Consider the following 22,461-nt stretch of genomic DNA (forward strand, 5'->3'; position numbering starts at 1 on the left):
CAGCGAGAGCCGCGTCTCACGCCCCCGCGACCCAGCCGAAGCCCCACCAGGCGAGCGCGGTGAGCGCCACGAGCCACATCACGGCGCCGGCGAGGGGGCGCGCGCGGCCCCGCGGCAGGGGCGGGCCGCCGGCCTCGACGCGGGCGCGGTGATCGGCGAGCTGCTCGGGCGGGATCAGCCGGGCGATGGCCGCGAGACCGCCCGCGACCACGAGGAGGTCGTCGGCGAGCCCCGTGAGCGCCCGCCAGTCGGGCACGAGGTCGAACGGGCTCACGACGTAGAGCACGATCAGCACCGCGAGCAGCTTCGCCGCGCGCGGCGCGTGCGGATCGCGTACGGCCCGCACCAGCGTCGCGACGTCGGCGCGGATCCGGCGGGCGCCGTCGCGCAGGCTCACGAGGCCGCCTTGCGCGCCCGCGGCGGAGCCTCGGCGACGTCCGCCGGCGCGGCCTTCTTCGCGGCCGGCTTCTTCGCGGGAGCCTTCTTGGCTGCGGCCTTCTTCGCGGCCGGCTTCTTCGCCGGCGCCTCGCCGTCGGCGTCCGCCTTCTTGCGCGTTGTCTTCGCCGCGCCCGCCTTGCTCCCCGCGGCCTTGCCGCCGGCCCCCTTGCGCGCGGACGTCTTCTTCGTCCCGCCCGCGGCGCGGCGCGCCTCCAGCACCGGCAGCGCCTCGGCGAGGGTGACGGCGTCGGCCGACATCTCCTTGGGCAGCGTGGCGTTGGTCTTGCCGTCGGTGACGTAGGCGCCGTAGCGGCCGGCCTTGACCACGATCGGCTTGCCGCTCGCGGGATCGTCCCCGAGGGTCCGCCCGGGATCGCCGCCGCCGCGCCGACCCCCGGCGCCGCTCTCCTTGGCGACGATCAGGTCGATCGCGCGGTTGGCGCCGATCTCGAGCACGTCGTCGTCGCGCCCGAGCGAGGCGTAGGTCTTGCCGTGCTGGACGTAGGGGCCGAAGCGGCCGATGCCGGCCTTGATCGGCTCGCCGCTCTCGGGGTGCTTCGCCACCTCGCGGGGCAGCGAGAGGAGCGCGAGCGCCTTCTCGAGGTCGACGGCGGCCGGGGTCGTGCCCTTGGGCAGCGAGGAGCGCTTGGGCTTCACGTCGCCCTCCGCCTCGCCGAGCTGGATGAAGGGGCCGAAGCGCCCGTCACGCAGCGTGACCTCGAGCCCCGTCGCCGGGTCCTTGCCGAGCGCCCGCGTGCCAGGCTGGCCGCCCTCCGCGTCCCCATCTGCCGCGGCGGCGGAGAGCTGGCGGGTGTAGCGGCACTCGGGATAGTTCGAGCAGCCGATGAACGAGCCGAACTTGCCGAGCTTGAGCGACAGCTGGCCGTCGGCGCAGGACGGGCAGGCGCGCGGGTTCGTGCCGTCAGCCTTGGGCGGGAAGATGTGGGGGGCGAGGTAGTCGTTGAGCGCGTCGAGCACCTGCGTGGTGCGCAGGTCCTTCGTGTCGCCCACCGCGGCCGAGAAGTCCCGCCAGAAGTCGCGCAGCACCTGCTTCCAGTCGATCTCGTGGTTCGAGATCCGGTCGAGCTGCTCCTCCAGCGCGGCGGTGAAGTCGTACTCGACGTAGCGCTTGAAGAAGGCCTCGAGGAAGGCGATGACGATCCGGCCCTTGTCGTGCGCGTGCAGCCGCTTCTTGTCGAGCGTGACGTACTCGCGGTCCTTGAGCACCTGCAGGATCGAGGCGTAGGTCGACGGCCGACCGATGCCGAGCTCCTCCATGCGCTTGACGAGGCTCGCCTCGGAATAGCGCGGCGGTGGCTCGGTGAAGTGCTGCGTCGCGGCGATGCGCTCGCGCTTCAAGGGGTCGCCGGCCGACATCGGCGGCAGGCGGCCGGATTCCTCGTCCTCCTCGTCGTCGCGCCCCTCCTGGTAGAGGGTGAGGAAGCCGTCGAACTTCACCACCTGGCCGGTGGCGCGCAGCTCCAGCGTACGCGGCCCGACCTTCGCGGCGATGTCCGCGGTGGTGCGCTCGAGCTGGGCGGATTCCATCTGCGACGCGATGGTGCGCACCCAGATCAGCTCGTAGAGCCGCGCCTGCTCGGCGTCGAGATAGCGCGCGACCTGCTTGGGCAGCCGGCCCATGTCGGTGGGGCGCACGGCCTCGTGCGCTTCCTGGGCGTTCTTGGCCTTGGTCGTGTACTTGCGCGGCACGTCCGGCACGTAGCGATCGCCGAACTCGCGGCCGATCACCGCGCGGGCGGCGCGCACCGCCTCCGGCGCCATGTCGACGCCGTCGGTCCGCATGTAGGTGATGAGGCCCACTGTCTCGCCGCCGATCTCGACGCCCTCGTAGAGGCGCTGGGCGACGCGCATCGTCTGCGCCGGCGCCATGCCGAGCTTGCGCGACGCTTCCTGCTGGAGCGTCGAGGTGGTGAAGGGCGGCTGCGGGTGGCGCTTGGCGGGCTTCGCCTCGATCGTCGAGACCGCGAAGGTGGCGAGGTCGAGATCCTTCTTGAAGCGCTCGGCGTCCTCGCCGTTGCCGATGTCGAGGCGGGTGATCTTCTTGCCGTCGGCGCCGACGAGACGGGCGTCGAAGACGCCGCCGTCCTTCGTGGCGAGCGTGGCGACGAGGGACCAGTACTCGCGCGCGACGAAGCTCTCGATCTCGCGCTCGCGGTCGCAGACGAGGCGCAGCGCCACCGACTGCACGCGCCCCGCCGAGCGCGAGCCAGGCAGCTTGCGCCAGAGCACCGGCGAGAGGGTGAAGCCGACGAGATAGTCGAGCGCGCGGCGGGCGAGATAGGCGTCGACCAGCGCCTGGTCGATCTCCCGCGGCGCCCGCATGGCGGCGGCCACCGAATCCTTGGTGATCGCGTTGAAGGTGACGCGCTCGATCGGCACACCCTTCAGCACGCGTTTCGCGTTGAGCGCCTCCAGCACGTGCCAGGAGATCGCCTCGCCCTCGCGGTCCGGGTCGGTGGCGAGGATGAGCTTGTCGGCGCCCTTCACGGCCCGGGCGATCTCGGAGAGCCGCTTCGCGCCGCGGTCCTCGAGCTCCCAGAGCATGTGGAAGTCGTTCTCCGGGTCCACGGAGCCGTCCTTGGCCGGCAGGTCGCGGATGTGGCCGAAGCTCGCCAGGACCTCGTAGTCCCGACCGAGATACTTGTTGATCGTCTTGGCCTTGGCGGGCGACTCGACGACGACGACTTTCATCGAATGGGATTCCCGGACGGGCGCGGCGGAGACGGTGCGCGCGCCGCCGCAGCCCCGGGGCGACGACGCGAAGGGTCTAAGTGGGCGAGCGCGGCGGCGCTGTCAAATCAGGGACGGGCCGGACTTGCTCTCGAGCACCGTCTCCGGCCCTCGCCCTCACCCGGGCGGCTGCGCGTCGATGACGCGGTCGGTCGGGAAGTCGTAGATGCGGCCGGTCTCCTGCCAGGAGGGCAGGGCGAGCGCGAGGATCTTCGGCGCGAGATCCTCGGGCGTCGGCAGCGTCAGCGGGTCCTCGCCGGGCATGGCCGAGGCGCGCATGCGGGTGCGCAGCGGGCCGGGGTTCACCAGCATGACCTTGATCGCCGTGATGTTGCGGATCTCGTCCGCCCAGGTCCGCGCCAGCACCTCGAGCCCGGCCTTCGAGACGCCGTAGGGACCCCAGTAGGCCTTGGCCTTGTGGGCCGCGCCGGAGGTGACGAAGATCGCCCGGCCGGCGTCGGAGGCGCGCAGCAGCGGGTCCAGCGAGCGGATCAGCCGCCAGTTGGCGGTGAGGTTCACCGTCATCACCGCGTCCCAGGTGCCCTGGTCGACCTGGTTGATCGGTGCGAGCTGGCCGAGCAGGCCGGCATTGCCGAACAGTACGTCGACCTTCCCATGGCGCTCGTGGAGCGCCGCGCCGAGCCGGTCGAGCGCGTCGAGGTCCTTCAGGTCGAGCGGCACCAGCGTGGCCGTGGAGCCGGCGGCGCGGATCTCGTCGTCGAGCTCCTCGAGCGCGCCCTGCGTGCGGGCGATCGCCACGACGTGCGCGCCGGCGCGGGCGAATTCCAGCGCCGCTGCGCGGCCGATGCCGCGCGATGCACCCGTGACGACGGCGATGCGGCCCTCGAGCGGCTTGTCCATCGATGTCTCCCCCGTCTCGGTCAATCGGCTTCGGCGAGCAGCGCCAGGCGCTTGGGCGACTCGATGCCGAGATCGGTCAGCCCCGTCGGGTACTCGCCGGTGAAGCAATGGTCGGTGAATTGCGGCCGGTCGGGGTCGCGGCCCTCGAACCCGAGCGCGCGGTAGAGCCCGTCGATCGACAGGAAGGCGAGGCTGTCGGCGCCGATGTACGCGCGCATCGCCTCGAGATCGTGCGTCGCCGCGAGCAGCTTGTCGCGCTCGGGCGTGTCGATGCCGTAGAAATCGGGGTGCTCGATCGGCGGGCTCGCGATGCGGAAATGCACCTCCCTGGCGCCGGCCTCGCGCATCATCCGCACGATCTTCACCGAGGTCGTGCCGCGCACGAGCGAGTCGTCGACGAGGATGATGCGCTTGCCCGCGATGACGCCGCGATTGGCGGAGTGCTTCATGCGCACGCCGAGCTCGCGCACCGACTGCGTCGGCTGGATGAAGGTGCGCCCGACGTAGTGGTTGCGGATGATGCCCATCTCGAAGGGCACGCCCGACGCCTGCGCGTAGCCGATCGCCGCCGGCACGCCGGAATCGGGCACCGGCACGACGACGTCGACGTCGGCGGGCGCCTCGGCGGCGAGCTGCGCGCCGAGGTTCTTGCGCGCCTCGTAGACGCTCTTGCCGTTCACGATCGAATCGGGGCGCGCGAAATAGATGTACTCGAACACGCAGGGGCGCTCGGGCACGGTGGGGAAGGGCCGCAGGCTCTCGATGCCGTCCTCGGTCACCACCACGACCTCGCCGGCCTCGACGTCGCGCACGAAGCGCGCGCCGATGATGTCGAGCGCGCAGGTTTCGGAGGCGAGGATGAACCGCCCGTCGAGCTCGCCGATGACGAGCGGGCGGATGCCGAACGGGTCGCGCGCGCCGATGAGCTTCTTGTTCGACAGGCACACCAGCGCGTAGGCGCCCTCGAGCGCGCGGAGCGCATCGAGGAAGCGCTCGACGATGCGCGGCTTGCGCGAGCGGGCGAGCAGCTGGAGGATCACCTCGGTGTCGGTGGTCGACTGGCAGATGGCGCCCTCGCGGATCAGCGCGCGCCGCAGCGTCAGGCCGTTCGTGAGGTTGCCGTTGTGGGCCACCGCGAAGCCGCCGGCGTCGAGCTCGGCGAAGAGCGGCTGGACGTTGCGCATCACCGTCTCGCCGGTGGTGGAGTAGCGTACGTGGCCGATGGCGTTGCCCCCGGTCAGCCGCTCGATGACGTCGCGCTGCGAGAAGGAGTCGCCCACGAGGCCGAGCTTGCGCTCGGCGTGGAAGCGCGCGCCGTCGAAGGTGACGATGCCCGCCGCCTCCTGGCCGCGATGCTGGAGCGCGTGCAGGCCGAGCGCCGTGATCGCGGCGGCGTCCGGATGGCCGAAGATGCCGAAGACGCCGCATTCCTCGCGCAGCGTGTCGCCGTCGAGATCGTCGTCGCGGGGAACGGCGCGGGAAACGGGATGAGATTCGCTGAGCATGGCGGATCCTCGGGCGATCGTGCGGGGGCGTCGGGTGCGCGGCGCGGGACGGCGGAGCGGAAACGGGAGCGCCCGCGCCGACCCGAGATGGGAGCGCGGGAGCGTTTCGGGTAGGCCCGGCCTCAGCTGCGGTCGGGCAGGGCCGGGTCGTCCGGCTCGCTCGGGTCGCCCTCGACCCGCGGCGTGCGGAACTGCTGGAGCACGCCCTCGGGGTCCTCGGGCATCATCGCGATGAGCGAATCGCCGGTGGACTGGAGCAGCGCGCGGGTGCGGGCGGTCTCCGCCCATTCGGGCATCTGGCCCTGCACCAGCCAGGCGAAGAACACCCAGCCGATGACGCAGATCAGGAAGCCACGCGCTGCGCCGAAGACGAAGCCGAGCGTGCGATCGAGCGGCCCGATGCGCGAATCGAGGATGAAGTCGGACAGCTTCACCGTGATCAGCGAGACGATGATCAGGGTGAGGATGAAGATGCCCGCGATGGCCGCGACGAGCGCGATCGTGGCGTTGGCGATGTAGTCCTGCGCGAGCGGCAGCGCGAGCGGGTGCAGGAACCACGCGGCGGCGGCCGCGCTCACCCAGGCGACGATCGCGAGCACCTCGCGGGTGAAGCCGCGCACCATGGCGAGGAGGGCCGAGATCAGGACGACGCCGATGACGACCAGGTCGAGGATGGGTACGGACATGATCTCGCGGGCCTGAGGGCGAAGAGAGTCGTTTCGACGGCGCCGCCGTCTCGCGTTCGGGCAAAGCGTATAGCCGACGATTTCATGCCCGTCATCCTCGCTCGACCGAGCGCGCGCGCGAACGCGCGCCGCGCGCCGCGACGGTGCCGACGAGGTCGCCGATATGCGCCATCTCGCGTGCCTCGAGGCCGCCGGTCTCGCCGCGCTCGCCGCGGGCGGCCGGGGTCACCGCCGACGAGAAGCCGAGCTTCGCCGCCTCCTTCATCCGCGTCGCCGCCTGCGACACCGGGCGCACGGCGCCGGAGAGGCCGATCTCGCCGAAGAAGACCGCGTCCGCCGGCAGCGCCGCCCCCGACAGAGAGGACACGAGCGCCGCCGCCGCCGCGAGGTCCGCCGCCGGCTCGGTGATCTTCAGCCCGCCGGCGATGTTGAGGTAGATGTCGTGCATGCCGAGCTTGAGGCCCGCGTGCGCCTCGAGCACCGCCACCACCATCGACAGCCGCGCCGGATCCCAGCCGACGACGGCGCGCCGCGGGGTGCCCAGCGAGGAGGGCGCGACCAGCGCCTGGACCTCGACGAGGAGCGGGCGCGTGCCCTCCATCCCGGCGAAGACGGCGGTGCCCGGCGCCGCGACGTCGCGCCCTTCCAGGAACAGGGCGGAGGGATTGCCGACCTCGGCGAGGCCCTTGCCGGTCATCTCGAAGACGCCGATCTCGTCGGTGGGGCCGAAGCGGTTCTTGACCGCGCGCAGGATGCGGAAATGGTGCGCCGAATCGCCCTCGAAGGAAACGACCGCGTCGACCATGTGCTCGACCACCCGCGGGCCGGCGATCTGCCCGTCCTTGGTGACGTGGCCCACCAGGATCACCGCCGCGCCGGTGGTCTTCGCGAAGCGGATCAGCGCCTGGGCCGAGGCGCGCACCTGCGTCACCGTGCCGGGCGCGGACTCGACGGTCTCCGTCCACATCGTCTGGATCGAGTCGATCACGGCGAGTGCCGGCGTGCGGCCCTGCGAGAGGGTGGCGACGATGTCCTCGACGTTGGTCTGCGCCGCGAGCTCGACGGGCGCGTCGGCGAGGCCGAGCCGCTCGGCGCGAAGCCGCACCTGGCCGACAGCCTCCTCGCCCGAGATGTAGGCGACCCGCTCGCCCGCGCGGGCGAGCGCCGCGGAGGCCTGCATCAGCACCGTCGACTTGCCGATGCCCGGATCGCCGCCGATGAGGATCACCGAGCCGCGCACGAAGCCGCCGCCGGTGACCCGGTCGAGCTCGGACATGCCCGAGGGCGTGCGCGGGGGCTCCTTGGAGGAGCCGGCGAGGCCCTCGAGCGGGAAGACGCGGCCCTTGCGCGAAAGGCGCGTCGCGGCGGGGCCCGCCATCGGCGCGGCCTCGGTCGTCTCCTCGACGACGGAGTTCCACTCGCCGCAGGCCTCGCACTTGCCCTTCCAGCGATTGTAGACCGCCCCGCAGTTCTGGCAGATGAAGACGGCGCTGCGCTTGGCCATGTCAGCCGCCCGCCCCGCTTCCGTCGCCCACGTAGACGCGGCGGTAGCGATCGCCGAGCCCGGTGAGGATCTCGTAGCCGATCGTGCCCGCGCGCATCCCGACCTCGTCGATCTCGAGCCCGTCGCCGATCAGCACCGCCGTCTCCCCCCGCCGGGCGGAAGCCTCCGGCGCGTCGCCGACGTCGAGGATGGTGAGGTCCATCGAGAGCACGCCGGCGAAGGGGCAGCGCACGCCGCCGACGAGCGCCTGACCATAGGGCGTGCCGGCGGCGATCTTGGCGTCCGTCCCGCCCGCCGCGCGGGGGTAGCCGTCGGCGTAGCCGAGCGCGATCGTGGCGAGGCGGCGCGGGCCGGGCGCCGTCCAGTGCGTGCCGTAGCCGGCGCCGGCTCCGGCGGGGATCTCGCGCACCTGCAGGATCGTCGCCTCGAGCCGGATCACCGGCCGCATCGGGTTCTCGTGATGCGGGGTGGGATTGCCGCCGTAGAGGCTGTAGCCCGGCCGGGCGAGGTCGCAGGCCGGCGCGTCGGGCAGGAACCCGCCCGAGGAGTTCGCGAACGAGGTCCGCGCCCCGGGGAAGGCCCGCATCAGAGCGCGGAAGGCCTCGGCCTGCCGGGCGTTGATCGGGTGGCCGGGGTCCTCCGCCACGACGAGGTGCGTCATCAGCAGCGTGTCGCCGAGCCCTGCGAAGGCACCCTCGCCGGCGAGGGCGAGCGCCTCCTCGACGGGGAGCCCGAGCCGGTTCATGCCGGTGTCGACGTGCAGCGCCGCCGGCAGTGCGCTGCCGCCGCAGGCCGCGATCCACTCGCGCACCTCCTCCGCCGAGCCGAGGACGGGGCGCAGGTTCGCCGCGACGAGCTCCCCGGCGCCGCCGGGCGGGAGGCCGTCCAGGAGGTAGATCTCGGCCGCGGGATCGACGCGGCGCACGCGCCGGCCCTCGGACACCTGGGCGACGAAGAACGTCCGGCAGCCCGCTTTCGCCAGCGCCGGCACCGCCCGCTCGATCCCGGTGCCGTACGCGTTCGCCTTGACCACGGCGGCGCAGGCGCCGTCGCGCGAGCGGTCGCGCAGGAGGCGCCAGTTCGCGCCGAGCGCGTCGAGGTCGATCGTGAGCGTGGCGGCATCTGCGCCTGGAAGGTCGTTCGAAGGCGCGGCGGCTTCGTCGTGCGGCAGGGTCATCGCGTCCTCAATCGCCCATCCGCTCGGGCAGCTTGTCCTCGTCGGCGAGGTTGCCGAAGCGGGTGATGTCGGCCTGGAAGGAGAGCTGGACCGTACCGGTTGGGCCGTGGCGCTGCTTGCCGATGATCACCTCGGCCTTGCCGTGGGCGGCGTCCATCTCCGCCTGCCACTTGAAGTGCTCCTCCGTGCCGGGCTTCGGCTCCTTGTTCTTGAGATAGTACTCGTCGCGGTAGACGAACATGACGACGTCCGCGTCCTGCTCGATCGAGCCGGATTCGCGCAGGTCCGAGAGCTGCGGGCGCTTGTCGTCGCGCGACTCGACCTGGCGCGAGAGCTGGGAGAGCGCGACGATCGGCACCGCGAGCTCCTTGGCGAGCGCCTTGAGCCCGGTCGTGATCTCGGTGAGCTCCTGAACGCGGTTCTCGCCCTTCTTGCCGGAGCCCGAGAGCAGCTGGAGATAGTCGACGATGAGGATGTCGAGCCCGCGCTGGCGCTTGAGCCGGCGCGCCCGCGCGGTGAGCTGAGCGATCGAGATGCCGCCCGTCTGGTCGATGTAGAAGGGCATCTGCTGCATCTCTCGGGCGGCGTCGGTGATCCGGTAGAACTCGTCCTCGCCGATGTCGCCGCGGCGGATCTTGTAGGAGGGCACGCCCGACTGCTCGGCGATGATGCGGGTGGCGAGCTGCTCGGCCGACATCTCGAGCGAGAAGAAGCCGACGATGCCGCCGTTGACGGTCTCGAGCGTGCCGTCCTGGCGTTTCTCGCCTCGGTACGTCTTGGCGATGTTGAAGCCGATGTTCGTCACGAGCGAGGTCTTACCCATGGCCGGGCGCCCCGCGAGGATGACGAGGTCTGAGGGCTGGAGCCCGCCCATCATCCGGTCGAGGTCGACGAGGCCCGTCGAGATGCCCGACAGCTTGCCCTCGCGCTGGTAGGCCTTGGCCGCCATGTCGATGGCCGCGGTCAGCGCGTCCGTGAAGCGCTGGAAGCCGCCGTCGTAGCGCCCGGTCTCGGCGAGCGCGAAGAGCTTGCGCTCGGCCTCCTCGATCTGCTCGCGCGGCGAGGATTCCACCGGCGCGTCGAAGGCGGTGTTGACCATGTCCTCGCCGATGCCGATCAGCTGCCGGCGGGTGGCGAGGTCGTAGATCGTGCGGCCGTAGTCGAGCGCGTTGATGATCGTCGTCGCCTCCGCGGCGAGCCGCGCGAGGTACTGCGAGACGGTGAGCCCGCCGAGGTCGGCGTCGCCGAGATAGGTCTTGAGCGTGATCGGGGTCGCGACCTTGCCCGCCTTGATCAGGCTCGCGGTCACCTCGTAGATGCGCCGGTGCAGCTCCTCGTGGAAATGCTCCGGCGCGAGGAAGTCCGAGACGCGGTAGTAGGCCTCGTTGTTGACGAGGATCGCGCCGATGAGCGCCTGCTCCGCCTCGACGTTCGACGGCGCGAGGCGATACTCGCGGTCGGGCTCGTCGAGCCGCGCGACGAGTGCGGAGCCGAGGAGGGCGCCTTGGGCCATGGTGCTGTCCGTGTTCCCGAATCGTTTTCCTGTCCGGGGTCACCCTAGACCGGCGATCGTGGCCGGGGAACGGCGTGGCGCACATCCCGCCCGCACCCCCGCGCAATCCCCGTTCTCCACAGCGCGAGCGGCGTGCTCCGGCAGAAATCGCACGAGGGGGCTTGCCCTGGATCAAGGCGGTGTGCCGCCGCCCGCGCGTATCAGGGTCCAGCGGGGCCTGGACGAGGAGCGAGACATGACGAAGAGCGAGCGCGAGGGCACCGGCGCCCTCCGGGCCCGGGTGGAGGCGCAGACCGTCCTCCTCATGGAGATGATGCGCCGCCTGGGCGTACCGCCCGCACACGCGAGGGACGAGGCGGCGCGCGCCGCGCACGGGGAGGCGCAGGCCGTCTGCGAGGCCTGCGCGAAGAAGGCCGCCTGCTCCGCCTTCCTCGACGGCTCGGAGCCGCTCGTCGAGCCGCCGCTGTTCTGCGCCAACTCCGACTACGTCCGCGGTGCGCGGGGGCACTGACGGCGAGGGTGCGCCCTGCGGCGATTCGCGCGGGGGGCGATCCGCGCTTCCGCGATGGGCGGTCATGGATTAACCTTTGTTCCGCACGTATTTGCCGCGCGTTCGCGTCCCCCGGCGACGCCCCCGCGTCGTCTATCGCTCACCGCGGCTGCGGATCAGGAACGCATGGTCAAGACAAGCGCTCTCTTCGCCCTGGCGGGCCTCGCCCTCATGGGGCTCTCGCTCCTCACGGACCTGCCGGTCTCGCCGCTGGTGCCGATCGCGACGCTGACGCTCGCGGCGGTGCTCTACCTCGCCCGCGAGGTCTCGGCCTTCATCCGCATCCTGATCGCGCTCATCGCCGGGGCGCACGCGCTGCTCGCCGCGCTCTACCTCGTCGATGCGCTCGGCGCGATGCCGGCCTTCATGGCGGACTTCACGCCCCCGGTCTCGATGCCCGCGGCCGCGGGCATCTTCGCGGCGGTCGTCGCGGGCGTGGGGCGGCTGCCCGTCATCCGCCAGATCACGATCCTGACGGACCCCTACTTCACGTCCCGCGATGTCGGCGAGGTGCGGATCTGGCCGTTCCCCATGGTGCGGGCGCAGGAACGCACCATCGGCACGACGTTCCTCGCGATCGTGGTGATCATGCAGTTCGCGCTCGTCGCGATCTCGGTGCGGCTCTCCTACTGGAACCGCGACTGGTTCAACGCCATCCAGGAGCGCGACGCGGAGACCTTCTGGCGCCTGCTGCTCACCGTGTGGGTGTTCTGGGTCGTCGTCGCCGTGACGATGGCGATCTACCAGTATGCGATCCGCATGACGCTGGACATGCGCTGGCGCGCCTGGCTCACGGAGCACTACACGGCGCGCTGGCTCTCCGAGGCGACGCAGTACCGGATGCAGGTCTTCGGGAACCAGACCGACAACCCGGACCAGCGCATCCAGGAGGATCTCAACAAGTTCACCTCGATGACGCTGTCGCTGACGCTGGGCGTGCTCGCTCAGGTCTCGACGCTGGTCTCCTTCTCCGTGATCCTCTGGACGATCTCGGCGGACTTCACCTTCCCGGGCACCGACGTCGAGGTGCCGGGCCTCCTGTTCTGGATCGCGCTCGTCTACGCCGTCGTCGCCACCTGGGTGACGCACCTGATCGGCCGGCCGCTGATCCGGCTCAACTTCCTGCAGGAGAAGTACGAGGCCGACTTCCGCTTCTCGCTGGCGCGCATGCGCGAGTACGCGGAACAGGTCTCGCTCCTGCGGGGCGAGCCCGCGGAGCGGGCCTCGCTCGGGCGCCAGTTCGGCCTCATCATGCAGAACTTCTTCCGTCAGGTGTCGATCTCGAAACGGCTCATCGCCTTCACCTCGTTCTACGACTACTCGAACTCGGTCGTGCCCTACGTGATCGCCGCGCCCTTCTATTTCGCCGGCACGATCCAGCTCGGCGTCATGACCCAGACCGCCGGCGCCTTCTCGCGTGTGGAGAACGCCTTGTCGTTCTTCATCAACGCCTACCAGACCCTCGCGGCGTACAAGGCCGTGGTCGACCGCCTCACCTCCTTCGCGACCTCGATCGACCGCGCGCGGACCGCCGCGAAGAAGACGGGCGAGATCGCGCTGCTGGACCACGACGGCGCGGACTTGGCTCTCGACGGCGTCGTCGTGCGCCTGCCGGACGGGCAGGCGATCGTGCGGGCCGACGGGGTCTCCCTCGTGCCGGGGACGTCCGTGCTCGTCGCGGGTCCGTCGGGCACCGGCAAATCGACGCTGTTTCGCGCGATCTCCGGCATCTGGCCCTTCGGCGAGGGCGCGGTGAAGCGCCCGCGGGGGGCCGCGATCATGCTCCTGCCGCAGCGCCCCTACCTTCCCGGCGGCACGCTGCGTGCCGCGGTCGCATACCCGGCGGCGGAGGACGTCTACGACGACGCGGCGATGATCACGGCGCTCGAGGCGGTGCGCCTCGCCCACCTCGCGCCGCTCCTCTCCGAGGACCGGATCTGGGCGCAGACGCTCTCGCTCGGCGAGCAGCAGCGCCTCGCGGTGGCACGCGCGCTGCTGGCCAAGCCCGACTGGCTCCTGCTCGACGAGGCGACGGCGGCGATGGACGAACCGACCGAGGAGGCGATCTACGCCGTCCTGATGGAGCGCCTGCCCGCCACGACCGTGGTCTCCATCGGCCACCGCTCGACGCTCAACGCGTTCCACCAGCGGCGCATCGACATGGTGCTGGGCGAAGGCGGGCTCTACGAGCCGGCGGACGTGCGGGAGAAGGCGGCGGCGGAGTAGGGGGTCAGAGGCTGAATGCCGGGGCGGCTGGCGCTCTCCAGTCGTAGGGGTGCCGCAGGAAGTCTGCGACCTGCGTCACCACCTCTTCTCCACCGACGCTCCCGATCGTTCGAATTCGAGACGATCCTAGCGAGCTGGAGTTGGCATTCTGTTTACTCTTCTCACCCCACCAGCAGCAGCACCCCCATCGCCGCCACCACCCCACCAGCGCCCCGCGTCGCCCAGAGCGGCAGGTCCCGCGCCATCAGCCGGCCCGCCAGGACGCCGACCGCGTGCAGCGCCGCCGTCGCCAGCACGAAGCCCGCGACGTACCCCGCCGCGCCCGCGCCGAGCGGCAGCTCCGCGCCGTGGGCGTATCCGTGCGCCAGCGCGAAGGCGCCGCAGGCGGCGGCGCCCACCACGAGCGGCGCCGAGAGGCGCAGCGCCACGGCGAGGCCGAGCGCGAGCACCGAGCCGGCGATGGCGAGCTCGACGCCGGGCAGCCATGGCCCGACCATGCCGTAGAGCGCCGCCGCCGTCATCGCCGCGACGAAGGCGGCCGGCCAGCCCCAGGCGGCGCGCCCACCGACGATGCCGGCCCAGAGGCCGACCGCCAGCATCGCGAGCAGGTGGTCGAGCCCCGTCGGCGGGTGCGTCAGGCCGGCGAGGAAGCCGTTCGTCGGGTGGTGGCCGACATGCGCCAGCGCCGGCGTCGCCGCCAGAACGAGCAGCGCCGCGGCGCCGAAAGCGCCGATCTTGGCGCCACTCTTCGCGGAAATCTTCATCATCGCCCCAACTTCCTTCGTCCTGGAGTCGCCCCCCGGGCGGTCGCCCGCAAGAACCGGACCGGTCACGCCGCCTTCGCCGAGAGCCCGCCCGCCTCCTCGATGAAGCGCGCGATCGCGTCCACCCCCTCGCCCGTGCGCATGTTGGCGAAGACGAAGGGCCGCTTGCCGCGCATGCGGGCGGAATCCGCCTCCATCACCGCGAGGCTCGCGCCGACGTGCGGGGCGAGGTCGATCTTGTTGATGACGAGGAGGTCGGAGCGTGTGATGCCCGGTCCTCCCTTCCGGGGAATCTTCTCGCCGCCGGAGACGTCGATCACGTAGACCGTGATGTCCGCGAGCTCCGGCGAGAACGTGGCGGCGAGGTTGTCGCCGCCGGATTCGAGCAGGATCAGGTCGAGGCTCGGGAAGCGCTTCGTCATCGTGTCGATGGCGGCGAGGTTGATCGAGCAGTCCTCTCGGATCGCCGTGTGCGGGCAGCCGCCGGTCTCGACGCCCATGATCCGCTCCTCCGGCAGCGCGCCGGCGACCGTGAGGAGGCGGGCGTCCTCCTTTGTGTAGATGTCGTTCGTGATCGCGCACAGGTCCCAGCGCCCGGCGAAGCGCTTGCACAGCGCCTCCATCAGCGCCGTCTTGCCGGTGCCGACCGGGCCGCCGATCCCGACGCGCAGCGGGCCGTGGGGGGAGGGGGACATCGGGGCCATCGCGAGGGTCTCCTCAGGAGCGGAACAGGCGGGTGTACTGCGTCTCGTGGAGCAGGGCGCCGAGGTCGGCGCGGAAAACCGCGGCGCCGAGATCCTCGAGGCTCTCGCCCTCGGCGGCCTCGGCTCGCGCGCGGATCGCAGGCAAGAGCGAGGCCACCACGGCCTGCGCGCGCGTCTGCCCGACGATGCCGAGCCGCACCGCCGCCGAGACGAGGTTCTGCGCGAAGCCCAGCCCGAGGGCTTCCAGGGTCTCGCGCAGGGGGATCGCGTGGCCGCCTGCGACGAGGCCGAAGGCGATCGGCAGCGGCGTGTCGGCCTCGCCGATGTGCGCGCGGTGGGCAGCGAGCGCGGCGCAGGGCCAGGACGCGGCGCAGACCGCGAGGAAGGCGTTGCCCTGCGTGATCGTCTCGAGCCGCCGCTCGGCGGAGGGGGAGAGCGCCACCGCGAGCTCCGCCAGCTCGGCGAGCCGCGGCGGGTCGCCCGCGGCGCGCCAGGCCTCGGCGCACAGGATCGCGTCGTTTCGTGGGGCGCCGTGCGCGTAGAGGTCGCGCAGCCACGCCTCGAGGCTCTCGGCATCCGTCACGTCGCCGGCCTCCTGCGCCCACTCGAGCCCGTGCGAGTAGGCGAACGCGCCGATGGGGAAGGCGGGGGAGGTCCAGATCAGGAGGGGGAGCGAGAGAGTCATTCGCCCGCTCTCCCGTCGACGGGGCGCCGCACGGCCGGTGCCGGCTCTCCCCTCTCAACCGTGGCTACGAGTTTCACGCATCGCTGCCGGTTCCTGTTCCAGGCGCGACGTCGGCGCAGTCCTTTCCTTCCCCCTTGTGGGGAAGGTGCCCCCGAAGGGGGCGGATGGGGGTCGTGATGCAGCGCGAGCCACGTCCGAGCTGTCGCGACCGTGCTCGCCGCTGCATCCGCGTCGAGATCGTCCTGGACGACCCCCACCCCCGGCCCCTCCCCACAAGGGGGAGGGGAGGATGTCGGCGAGCTGCATCCAAGGCGTGCATGACGACTGCTGCCGTTGTCTGCTCCTGCGAGAACAGTGCACTGGATTGCCCCGAGGGAGAGGGGGCGGGCGTGTGGGGCGTTCAGGATCGCGCGACCAGGCGATGCAGGCCGGCGCGGGCGAGGTGCGTGTCCGTCACGCGGCGCGTATCGCCCGGCGCCCCACACCCCCCACCCCTCTCCGAGAGAGGCTCTTCTCGGGAGAGGGGAGTTCCCGCGGGCTCTACGATGGGCGTCGAGACCGGCTGCCACCGTCTTCCCCCGGCCGATCAATGGTCGTGATGATGATGGCCGTGGCCGTGCCCATGGCCATGGTCGTGCGCATGATCGTGGCCGTGGTGGTGATGCCCATGATCATGCGCATGCCCGTGCGAATGCCCGTGATCGTGCCCGCAATCGTGATCGTACGCCCCGCGCTCGGGCTGGAACGGGCGCTCCACCTCGCGGGCGAGGCCGCCCTGGCCGCGGACCATCTCGGCGAGCACGTGGTCGCGCTCGATGTAGATCGCGTCGGGCGCGATTTCGGCGGGCGTGTGCCGGTTTCCGATGTGCCAGGCGAGCCGCAGGAGGCGGAGCGGGTTCTCGGCGGTGATCTCGAGGAGCGGCTGCGCGGCCGCATTCACCCGCACGAGCCCGCCGTCCTCGAGCTTGACGGCGTCTCCGTCGTTGAGGGCGGTGGCCTTGTCGAGGTCGAGCAGGAAGGCGAGCCCGCCGTCGCCGGTGAGCGCGATGCGCCGGCGGTTGCGACCCTCGTGGTCGAGGGTGACGGTGTCGACGACCTTCTCGGGCTTGACGGCGGCGCGGCGGACGACGGAGGTGGCGCGGTGCATGATCTCTCGCGGCGAGGTGCGTGTCTGGTCGCGAGACGATAGACGAGCCGGGCGCGCGAGGAAAGCAGGCGCGCGCCCGGCCCGACGGCGTCATTCGGCGGGGGCGCAGACCCAGTCGCCGTCGGTGAAGCGGCACTCGGGGCCGCCGTTCGCCGCCGCGGGACGATCGCCGTCGCGCACCGCCGGGATCGACTGCGTGCTGTCCGTGTCCGCGCCTTCGGTCGTGGGCGTCCCGCCGGCGGCCGCATCGGTCCCGCCGGCGGCCGCATCGTCGCCGGAGCGCTGGCCGCCGAGGCTCGGGGTGATGCCGCGGCGCGCGGCCTCGACCTGGGCCTCCAGCGCCTGGAGCTGCTCCTCGAGGGCGGCGATCTGCTCGCGTGCGGAGGCCTCCGCCTCGCGGGCGGCCTGGATGCGCGACTCCGCCTGCGCGGCCGCCTCGCTGCGCGTCGCGGCCTCCTCGGTCAGGGCGGAGAGGCTCTCGCGGGCCTGTGCCTCCTCTCCACGCAGCGATTCCAGGCGCGCGCCGACGTCGGCGACCTCCTGCGAGCGGGCGGCGAGATCGTTCTCGAGCTGGGCGAGTTCGGCGCGGGCCGCCTCGATCTCCTCGCGCCAGCCGCCTATCTCCTCCTCGCGGGTGGCGTAGGTCTCCTCCTGCGCGGCGAGCTCCTGCTCGAGCCCGGCCAGACGCTCCTCGCGCTGTGCGATGTCGGCGGCGAGGGTCTCGGCGCGGGACGTCGCCTCGGACTCGGCGGCCTGCGCTTCCTCGAGCCGGGCCTCGCCCTCCTCGATCCGCACGAGGATGGCGTCGAGGTCGCCGGCGGCGGAGCGTTGCTCCTCCAGCGCGCCGACGGCGGCGGTGCGCTCCTCCTGGAGGGTGGCGAGGCGCGTGGCGTAGTCCTGCTCGGTGGAGCCGGCGGAGACGAGCGCCCAGATCGCGACGACCCAGCCGATCGCCGCGACGATGGCCAACGTCAGGGGTATCGGGCGGGTGAACTCGGTCTTCGTCTCGTCTGGCATCGCGCGTCTCCTCGATTGCGGCTCCCGCGGTCCGTCGGGGTCCTCGGGACGCGAGCGTGACGGCAACGCCCCGCGGCGCGCGACCGTTCCGCACGCCCGGGGACCTCGCCGCGGGGACCGCGATCCGAGGTCGGAAACGTCTCGGCCCGGCCGGGAGGGTCGTCGGCCGGCGGTACTCTCTCCGACCACGAGTCCGGTCGATCACGCCGGGGGCGGGTCGACGAGGCCGAACTCGCCCGCCTGCGCCCGGATCAGGGCCGTCGCCTCCGCCGGCCGCTCCTCGTGGGCGAGGTGACCGGCTCCCTTCATCGTGGCGAGCGTCGCGTGGCGCACGAGCCGGCGCACGCGCCGCGCGTGCTCGGGCGGAACGGCCTCGTCGCGGTCGCCGACCACGAGCAGGAGCGGCGTCGCGAGCCTCGGCAGGTCGGAGACGAGCGCGTCGAGGTCCCAGTGCGCCATCATCGCGAGCGCGCCGTGAACGTGGCCGGGGTCGGCGACGAGCCGCCGGTAGAGCTCGACGCCGCGCGCGTCGAGGGTCGAGCCGGTGTTGCGGATCAGCCGCTCGACGCCGCTGCGTTCCGCCGCGCTCGCCGAGACGAAGCGCGGCACGAGCGGGTTGAGCGCCATCAGCTTCGCGAGCGGCGAGAAGATCCGCCCGGCCATGCCGTCGAACGGCATCAGCGCGCCGTTGATCGCGACGATCCCGGCGGGCGCGGCTAGCCGGTCGAGCACCATGCGGACCATCAGCGCGGCGCCCGCCGAATGCCCGACGAGGAGCGCGGGGCGGGCCTCGAGCGCCGCGAGCAGATCGGCGAGCGCGCGCGCCATGCCGGAAAGGCTCGGGCGGCCGTGGGCCATGGGCTCGCTGAACCCGTGGCCGGGGAGGTCGCAGGCGATCACGTCGAAGTCGGTCGCGAGGAGCGGCATCGGGTCGCGCCAGGAATGGCTGGAGGCGGCGGTGCCGTGGGCGAGGAGGAGGGTCGGTGCATCGGGCGGGCCCATGCGCTGGACGTGCCAGGTCGCGCCCGCGGCGCGCACGAAGCGCGAGGCCTCGCGGTTGGGCCAGTCCGCCCCGTCGCGCGCCCAGTCGAGCCGCCCGCCCACCGCGATCACCCGCGCTGCGCGGGCAGCGCCGCGGCCACCGCGGAGGAGAGCGTCGCGGCGTCGGCGTAGGGCAGGGCGAGATAGCGCGCGCCCATCGCCGCCGCGATCTCCCGCGCCAGCGGCTGGCCGGCGCGGGAGATGTCGACGACGAGGGCGACGATCCCGCCCGCCCGCGCCTCGCCGGCGGCGGCGAGCGCGTCCTCACGGGCCGCCTCGCGGCCGGGCTCGCCGGAGCGGCCGATGTTGGTCTTGCCGTCGGTGAGGAGCACGATCGCGGGATCCTCGCCCTTGCGGCGCACGCCGTCGGCGCAGGCGAGCGCCGCGTCGATGCCCCGGGCGAGCGGCGTCGCGCCGCCGCCGGCGAGGCCCGCGAGCGCCTTCTTGGCGCGGGCGAGGGAGCGCGTCGGCTCGAGCACGAGTTCGGCGTCGCGGTTGCGGAAGGCGACGAGGGCGACGCGGTCGCGCCGCACGTAGCATTCCGCCAGCAGCAGCTCGACGGCGCCCTTCGCCTCCGCGAGCCGATTGAGCGCGGAGGAGCCAGACGCGTCGACCGCGAAGATCGTGGTGCGGCGGATCGTGGGCTTGCGCACGCCGACGCGGAAATCCTCGCGGCGCACCGCGACGCGGGGACCGCCGGCGCCGGGGTCGCGACCGCGGGTGCGCAGCGGCTGCCAGGGCGCCGCCGCCCGCAGGGTCGAGACGAGGTCGAGCCGCGCGCCGCGCCGTGGCTCGCCCGGACGGGAGCCGGCCGGGCGGCCGCCGACGCCTGGGCGGGCGCGTGCGCCGGTCTCGCCGCGCGTGCGCGTCGTCTTCAGGCCGGACATGCCGGCGCGCAGCTGTGCGAGCAGGTCCTCCGGAAGGATCGCCTCGGCGGCCTCGAGCACCAGATTCTGCAGTTCCTCGGCCGTGAGCGGACGCTCCTCGGTCTCCTCCGGCCCCTGATCCTGCGGCATCTCGTCCGCGCCGGGAGGGTCGTCCGGGGGCGGCGTTTGGTCCCCGCGGTCGGCCTCGTCGGGCGGCGCCTCGGTCTCGTCCTCGCCCTCCTGCGGGGGGGGCGGCGGAAAAGCGCGGGCGCGCGGGGCGAGCACCAGTCGGAACGCTTCCGCCACGTCCTCGTCCGTCACCTCGCCGCGCCCGTCGAGCGCCGCGAGCGCGCGCGCGGCGCGCAGGGCGAGGATCGGCGCGCGCAGGGAGGCGATCGCGACCGCGGCGGCGGAGCCGCACAGGGCCTCGAGCCGAGCGTCCGAGACCGCCACCGACGACAGCCGCGCCCGCGCCGCCGCGATCGCGGCCGGGTCGATGCCGGGGTCCCCGGTCTCGCGGTGGGAGACCGCGGTGAGGTCGATCAGGAAGGCGAGCCGGTCGAGCAGGGCGTCGGGCGGCCGCTCGTCGGCCTCGCGGCCCTCGTCGAGGGCGACGATCCCCAGATGCGTCTCCAGCGTGGCGGCGAGGCCCTCGCGCTCGAGCCGCACGGCGCGCCCGTCGAGCACGGAGGCGAGCCGGCCGGCGACGGCGCCGGGCAGGCGTTCGGCCATGGCGATGACGACGATGCCGCCGTCCGCCTCGGCGAGGATGCCGCGCCCGATCACCGGGCGTCCGGCCTGCAGCGTGGCGACGAGGTCGAGGCCGCCCAGGAGGCGGTCGTCGTCGATGCCCGCCGGCGCGCGCCGGAAGGGCGTGCCCTCGGGCAGGAGATGGCGAAGCCAGGCGAGCCAGCGGTCGCGCACGGGCCCGGCGGCCGCGCGCAGCGACGCTCCGCCGAGGCCGACGGGGTCGATCGCCACGAGCGCCGCGGCCCGGGCGGCGGCGCGCCAGGTCTCCGAGAGCGTCCGCGGCGCTTCCGCGTTCACGACGCGAGAACCTCCGCGGGGATCACCTCGGCGAGCGCCCGCTCCACCCGCACCCCCGACCCCGCGTCGTCGAGCGGGTTGCGGCGCAGGCGGTGGCGCAGCGCCAGCGGCGCGACCGCGCGCAGCGTGGCGAGGCCGACCTCCTCGACGCCCTCCAGCGCCGCGAGCGCGCGGGCGGCGCGGATCAGCGTGATCTCGCCGCGCAGCCCGTCCGTGCCGAGCGCGACGCACAGCCGCGCGGCCGCCTCGAGCGCGGCCTCGGAGACGATCGTCTCCGGCAGCCGGCCGCGGGCGGCGGCGATCCGCTGGCGCAGCCGCGTGTCGGCGTCGGCGTAGTGCGCGATGAAGCCCGCCGGATCGCGCTCGAAGGCGTCGCGGCGGCGCACGATCGACACGCGTGTCGGGATGTCGACGGGCGTCTTCACGTCGACGGAGAGGCCGAAGCGGTCGAGCAGCTGCGGGCGCAGCTCGCCCTCCTCGGGGTTGCCCGAGCCGACGAGCACGAAGCGCGCCGGATGGCGCACGGAGAGCCCCTCGCGCTCGACCACGTTCTCGCCCGAGGCCGCCACGTCGAGGAGGAGGTCGACGAGGTGGTCCTCGAGCAGGTTGACCTCGTCGATGTAGAGGAAGCCGCGATGCGCGCGGGCGAGCAACCCGGCCTCGAAGGCCTTCTCGCCCTTGGTGATCGCGCGCTCGAGGTCGAGCGCGCCGACGACTCGGTCCTCGGTCGCGCCGAGCGGCAGGTCGACCACGGGGACCGGCACCTCGACGGCGGTGAAGGAGGCGCCCGCCGCCTGCCGCGCCGCGCAGGACGGGCATTCGCCCCGCGGCTTGGCCGGATCGCAATTGTAGGGGCAATGCTCCACGACCTTCATCGGCGGGAGCAGGCCCGCGAGCGCACGAACGGCGGTGGACTTGCCGGTGCCGCGGTCGCCGAAGACGAGCACGCCGCCGACCGACTGGTCGACGGCGGCGATCTCCAGCGCGAGCTTCATCTCGTCCTGGCCGACGATCGCCGAGAACGGGTAGACCTGACGCATGTCCTCTCCTCGATCCGGACCTTCGGTGGTCCGTTCAGGTCGAGGCTAGCGGCGCGCGCGCGGGCGCGCCATTCGCGCTTACACCGATACCTGTCTCGCTCGGCTGACGATCAGGCGCCCGGCTCGTCGGCGTTGGGGAAGAACAGCGGCTCGCCGTCGATCGTGTGGTCGGCGATGGCGCCCTGGCCTTCGGGGGAGACGAGCCAGTCGATGAAGGTCTGCGCGTCCTCCGTCTTCACGTGCGCATGACGCTCCGGCGAGACGAGGATCACGCCGTACTGGTTGAACAGCCGTCGGTCGCCCTCGACGACGATCTCGAGATCAGCCTTGTTCTCGAAGGCGAGCCAGGTGCCGCGGTCGGTCAGCGCGTAGGCCGGCATCTGCGCGGCGATGTTGAGCGTGGCGCCCATGCCCGAGCCGGTCTCGCGGTACCAGGAGCCCTCCGGCGCGACGCCGGCGGCCTCCCACAGGCGCGTCTCGGCCTGATGCGTGCCCGAATCGTCGCCGCGCGAGGCGAAGGCGGCCTGCGCCTGCGCGATCGCCGCGAAGGCCGCTACCGCGTCGCTCCCGCCGGCGATCCCGGCCGGGTCCGCCTGCGGGCCGACGACGACGAAGTCGTTGTACATCACGGGGATGCGCGCGACGCCGTGCCCGTCCGCCACGAAGCGCTCCTCGGCGGGACGCGAATGGACGAAGACGACGTCGGCGTCGCCGCGCCGGCCGGTCTCGAGCGCCTGGCCGGTGCCCTGCGAGAGCACGCGAACCTCGATGCCGCTCGCCTCGGTGAAGGCCGGGAGGATGGCCTCGAACAGGGCGGAATTCACCGTCGACGTGGTGGATGCCACGGTGATGAAGCGCTCCTGCGCCACGCTCGCGCCGGCGAGCGGCAGCAGGGCCGCGGACGCGACGACGGCCTTCAGCAGGGTACGACGATACATG

19 protein-coding genes are annotated in these 22,461 nt (G+C 72.7%); 2 read left to right on the forward strand and 17 right to left on the reverse strand.

What is annotated here, in order from left to right:
* Positions 1-16: 16 nt before the first annotated feature.
* The 8 genes from AB9M23_RS03935 to AB9M23_RS03970 all read right to left on the reverse strand — a co-directional run bounded on the left by AB9M23_RS03935 (position 17) and on the right by AB9M23_RS03970 (position 10,435).
* Complete coding sequence (locus AB9M23_RS03935) at positions 17-397, reverse strand: YkvA family protein (protein WP_372422688.1); 381 nt, start codon at positions 395-397, stop codon at positions 17-19.
* Entirely contained in the window at positions 394-3,150 is a 2,757-nt protein-coding gene (topA, locus tag AB9M23_RS03940) for a type I DNA topoisomerase (RefSeq protein WP_372422690.1), read from the reverse strand. The genes AB9M23_RS03935 and topA overlap by 4 nt, the downstream gene beginning before the upstream one ends.
* A gap of 156 nt (positions 3,151-3,306) precedes the next feature.
* Positions 3,307-4,050 (reverse strand): SDR family NAD(P)-dependent oxidoreductase, encoded by a 744-nt coding sequence (locus tag AB9M23_RS03945; RefSeq protein ID WP_372422692.1) that lies wholly within the window; start codon positions 4,048-4,050, stop codon positions 3,307-3,309.
* A 20-nt stretch (positions 4,051-4,070) separates the two neighbouring features.
* Positions 4,071-5,555, reverse strand: coding sequence for an amidophosphoribosyltransferase (gene purF, locus AB9M23_RS03950; RefSeq protein WP_372422694.1), 1,485 nt, complete (start codon positions 5,553-5,555; stop codon positions 4,071-4,073).
* 122 nt (positions 5,556-5,677) lie between these two features.
* Complete coding sequence (locus AB9M23_RS03955; RefSeq protein ID WP_372422695.1) at positions 5,678-6,241, reverse strand: CvpA family protein; 564 nt, start codon at positions 6,239-6,241, stop codon at positions 5,678-5,680.
* Positions 6,242-6,332: 91 nt separating this feature from the next.
* The gene (radA, locus tag AB9M23_RS03960; protein WP_372422696.1) at positions 6,333-7,745 is read right to left on the reverse strand and encodes a DNA repair protein RadA; all 1,413 of its coding nucleotides are present in this window, start codon (positions 7,743-7,745) and stop codon (positions 6,333-6,335) included.
* A gap of 1 nt (position 7,746) precedes the next feature.
* Positions 7,747-8,922: an alanine racemase gene (alr, locus tag AB9M23_RS03965; RefSeq protein ID WP_372422698.1), complete on the reverse strand. Its 1,176-nt coding sequence runs from the start codon at positions 8,920-8,922 to the stop codon at positions 7,747-7,749.
* Positions 8,923-8,929: 7 nt separating this feature from the next.
* Positions 8,930-10,435: a replicative DNA helicase gene (locus AB9M23_RS03970; RefSeq protein ID WP_372422700.1), complete on the reverse strand. Its 1,506-nt coding sequence runs from the start codon at positions 10,433-10,435 to the stop codon at positions 8,930-8,932.
* 235 nt (positions 10,436-10,670) lie between these two features.
* Between AB9M23_RS03970 and AB9M23_RS03975 the strand changes: the two genes are divergently transcribed.
* Complete coding sequence (locus AB9M23_RS03975; protein ID WP_372422702.1) at positions 10,671-10,946, forward strand: DUF6455 family protein; 276 nt, start codon at positions 10,671-10,673, stop codon at positions 10,944-10,946.
* A gap of 165 nt (positions 10,947-11,111) precedes the next feature.
* Entirely contained in the window at positions 11,112-13,211 is a 2,100-nt protein-coding gene (locus tag AB9M23_RS03980) for an ABC transporter ATP-binding protein/permease (protein ID WP_372422703.1), read from the forward strand.
* A 161-nt stretch (positions 13,212-13,372) separates the two neighbouring features.
* On the opposite strand, the gene AB9M23_RS03985 is transcribed toward AB9M23_RS03980, so the two are convergent.
* The 9 genes from AB9M23_RS03985 to AB9M23_RS04025 all read right to left on the reverse strand — a co-directional run bounded on the left by AB9M23_RS03985 (position 13,373) and on the right by AB9M23_RS04025 (position 22,460).
* The gene (locus AB9M23_RS03985; protein ID WP_372422705.1) at positions 13,373-13,978 is read right to left on the reverse strand and encodes a HupE/UreJ family protein; all 606 of its coding nucleotides are present in this window, start codon (positions 13,976-13,978) and stop codon (positions 13,373-13,375) included.
* 62 nt (positions 13,979-14,040) lie between these two features.
* Positions 14,041-14,670, reverse strand: a complete 630-nt coding sequence (gene ureG, locus AB9M23_RS03990; protein ID WP_372423749.1) for an urease accessory protein UreG — start codon at positions 14,668-14,670, stop codon at positions 14,041-14,043.
* A gap of 22 nt (positions 14,671-14,692) precedes the next feature.
* Complete coding sequence (locus AB9M23_RS03995) at positions 14,693-15,364, reverse strand: urease accessory protein UreF (protein ID WP_372422707.1); 672 nt, start codon at positions 15,362-15,364, stop codon at positions 14,693-14,695.
* A gap of 586 nt (positions 15,365-15,950) precedes the next feature.
* Positions 15,951-16,511 (reverse strand): urease accessory protein UreE, encoded by a 561-nt coding sequence (locus tag AB9M23_RS04000; RefSeq protein ID WP_372422709.1) that lies wholly within the window; start codon positions 16,509-16,511, stop codon positions 15,951-15,953.
* Positions 16,512-16,601: 90 nt separating this feature from the next.
* Positions 16,602-17,528: a coiled-coil domain-containing protein gene (locus AB9M23_RS04005; protein WP_372422710.1), complete on the reverse strand. Its 927-nt coding sequence runs from the start codon at positions 17,526-17,528 to the stop codon at positions 16,602-16,604.
* A gap of 201 nt (positions 17,529-17,729) precedes the next feature.
* Positions 17,730-18,641, reverse strand: coding sequence for an alpha/beta fold hydrolase BchO (bchO, locus tag AB9M23_RS04010; RefSeq protein WP_372422712.1), 912 nt, complete (start codon positions 18,639-18,641; stop codon positions 17,730-17,732).
* The gene (locus tag AB9M23_RS04015; protein WP_372422714.1) at positions 18,638-20,482 is read right to left on the reverse strand and encodes a magnesium chelatase subunit D; all 1,845 of its coding nucleotides are present in this window, start codon (positions 20,480-20,482) and stop codon (positions 18,638-18,640) included. Before AB9M23_RS04015 ends, bchO begins: the two co-directional genes overlap by 4 nt.
* Complete coding sequence (gene bchI, locus AB9M23_RS04020) at positions 20,479-21,522, reverse strand: magnesium chelatase ATPase subunit I (protein ID WP_372422715.1); 1,044 nt, start codon at positions 21,520-21,522, stop codon at positions 20,479-20,481. The genes AB9M23_RS04015 and bchI overlap by 4 nt, the downstream gene beginning before the upstream one ends.
* Before the next feature lie 110 nt (positions 21,523-21,632).
* A complete protein-coding gene (locus tag AB9M23_RS04025) occupies positions 21,633-22,460 on the reverse strand; it encodes an ABC transporter substrate-binding protein (protein WP_372422717.1) in 828 nt (275 codons plus the stop codon).
* Position 22,461: the final 1 nt, after the last annotated feature.

The organism is Salinarimonas chemoclinalis, from assembly GCF_041514305.1.
Lineage (GTDB): Bacteria > Pseudomonadota > Alphaproteobacteria > Rhizobiales > Beijerinckiaceae > Salinarimonas > Salinarimonas chemoclinalis.

What these genes read in the sequence shown, in the direction of transcription:
- AB9M23_RS04025 (WP_372422717.1), bottom strand. Translation starts at nt 22,460, where the DNA reads ATGTATCGTCGTACCCTGCTGAAGGCCGTCGTCGCGTCCGCGGCCCTG.
- AB9M23_RS04000 (WP_372422709.1), bottom strand. Translation starts at nt 16,511, where the DNA reads ATGCACCGCGCCACCTCCGTCGTCCGCCGCGCCGCCGTCAAGCCCGAG.
- topA (WP_372422690.1), bottom strand. Translation starts at nt 3,150, where the DNA reads ATGAAAGTCGTCGTCGTCGAGTCGCCCGCCAAGGCCAAGACGATCAAC.
- AB9M23_RS03995 (WP_372422707.1), bottom strand. Translation starts at nt 15,364, where the DNA reads ATGACTCTCTCGCTCCCCCTCCTGATCTGGACCTCCCCCGCCTTCCCC.
- alr (WP_372422698.1), bottom strand. Translation starts at nt 8,922, where the DNA reads ATGACCCTGCCGCACGACGAAGCCGCCGCGCCTTCGAACGACCTTCCA.
- AB9M23_RS03985 (WP_372422705.1), bottom strand. Translation starts at nt 13,978, where the DNA reads ATGATGAAGATTTCCGCGAAGAGTGGCGCCAAGATCGGCGCTTTCGGC.
- purF (WP_372422694.1), bottom strand. Translation starts at nt 5,555, where the DNA reads ATGCTCAGCGAATCTCATCCCGTTTCCCGCGCCGTTCCCCGCGACGAC.
- AB9M23_RS03945 (WP_372422692.1), bottom strand. Translation starts at nt 4,050, where the DNA reads ATGGACAAGCCGCTCGAGGGCCGCATCGCCGTCGTCACGGGTGCATCG.
- AB9M23_RS03980 (WP_372422703.1), top strand. Translation starts at nt 11,112, where the DNA reads ATGGTCAAGACAAGCGCTCTCTTCGCCCTGGCGGGCCTCGCCCTCATG.
- AB9M23_RS03970 (WP_372422700.1), bottom strand. Translation starts at nt 10,435, where the DNA reads ATGGCCCAAGGCGCCCTCCTCGGCTCCGCACTCGTCGCGCGGCTCGAC.
- AB9M23_RS03975 (WP_372422702.1), top strand. Translation starts at nt 10,671, where the DNA reads ATGACGAAGAGCGAGCGCGAGGGCACCGGCGCCCTCCGGGCCCGGGTG.
- AB9M23_RS04005 (WP_372422710.1), bottom strand. Translation starts at nt 17,528, where the DNA reads ATGCCAGACGAGACGAAGACCGAGTTCACCCGCCCGATACCCCTGACG.
- radA (WP_372422696.1), bottom strand. Translation starts at nt 7,745, where the DNA reads ATGGCCAAGCGCAGCGCCGTCTTCATCTGCCAGAACTGCGGGGCGGTC.
- AB9M23_RS03955 (WP_372422695.1), bottom strand. Translation starts at nt 6,241, where the DNA reads ATGTCCGTACCCATCCTCGACCTGGTCGTCATCGGCGTCGTCCTGATC.
- bchI (WP_372422715.1), bottom strand. Translation starts at nt 21,522, where the DNA reads ATGCGTCAGGTCTACCCGTTCTCGGCGATCGTCGGCCAGGACGAGATG.
- ureG (WP_372423749.1), bottom strand. Translation starts at nt 14,670, where the DNA reads ATGTCCCCCTCCCCCCACGGCCCGCTGCGCGTCGGGATCGGCGGCCCG.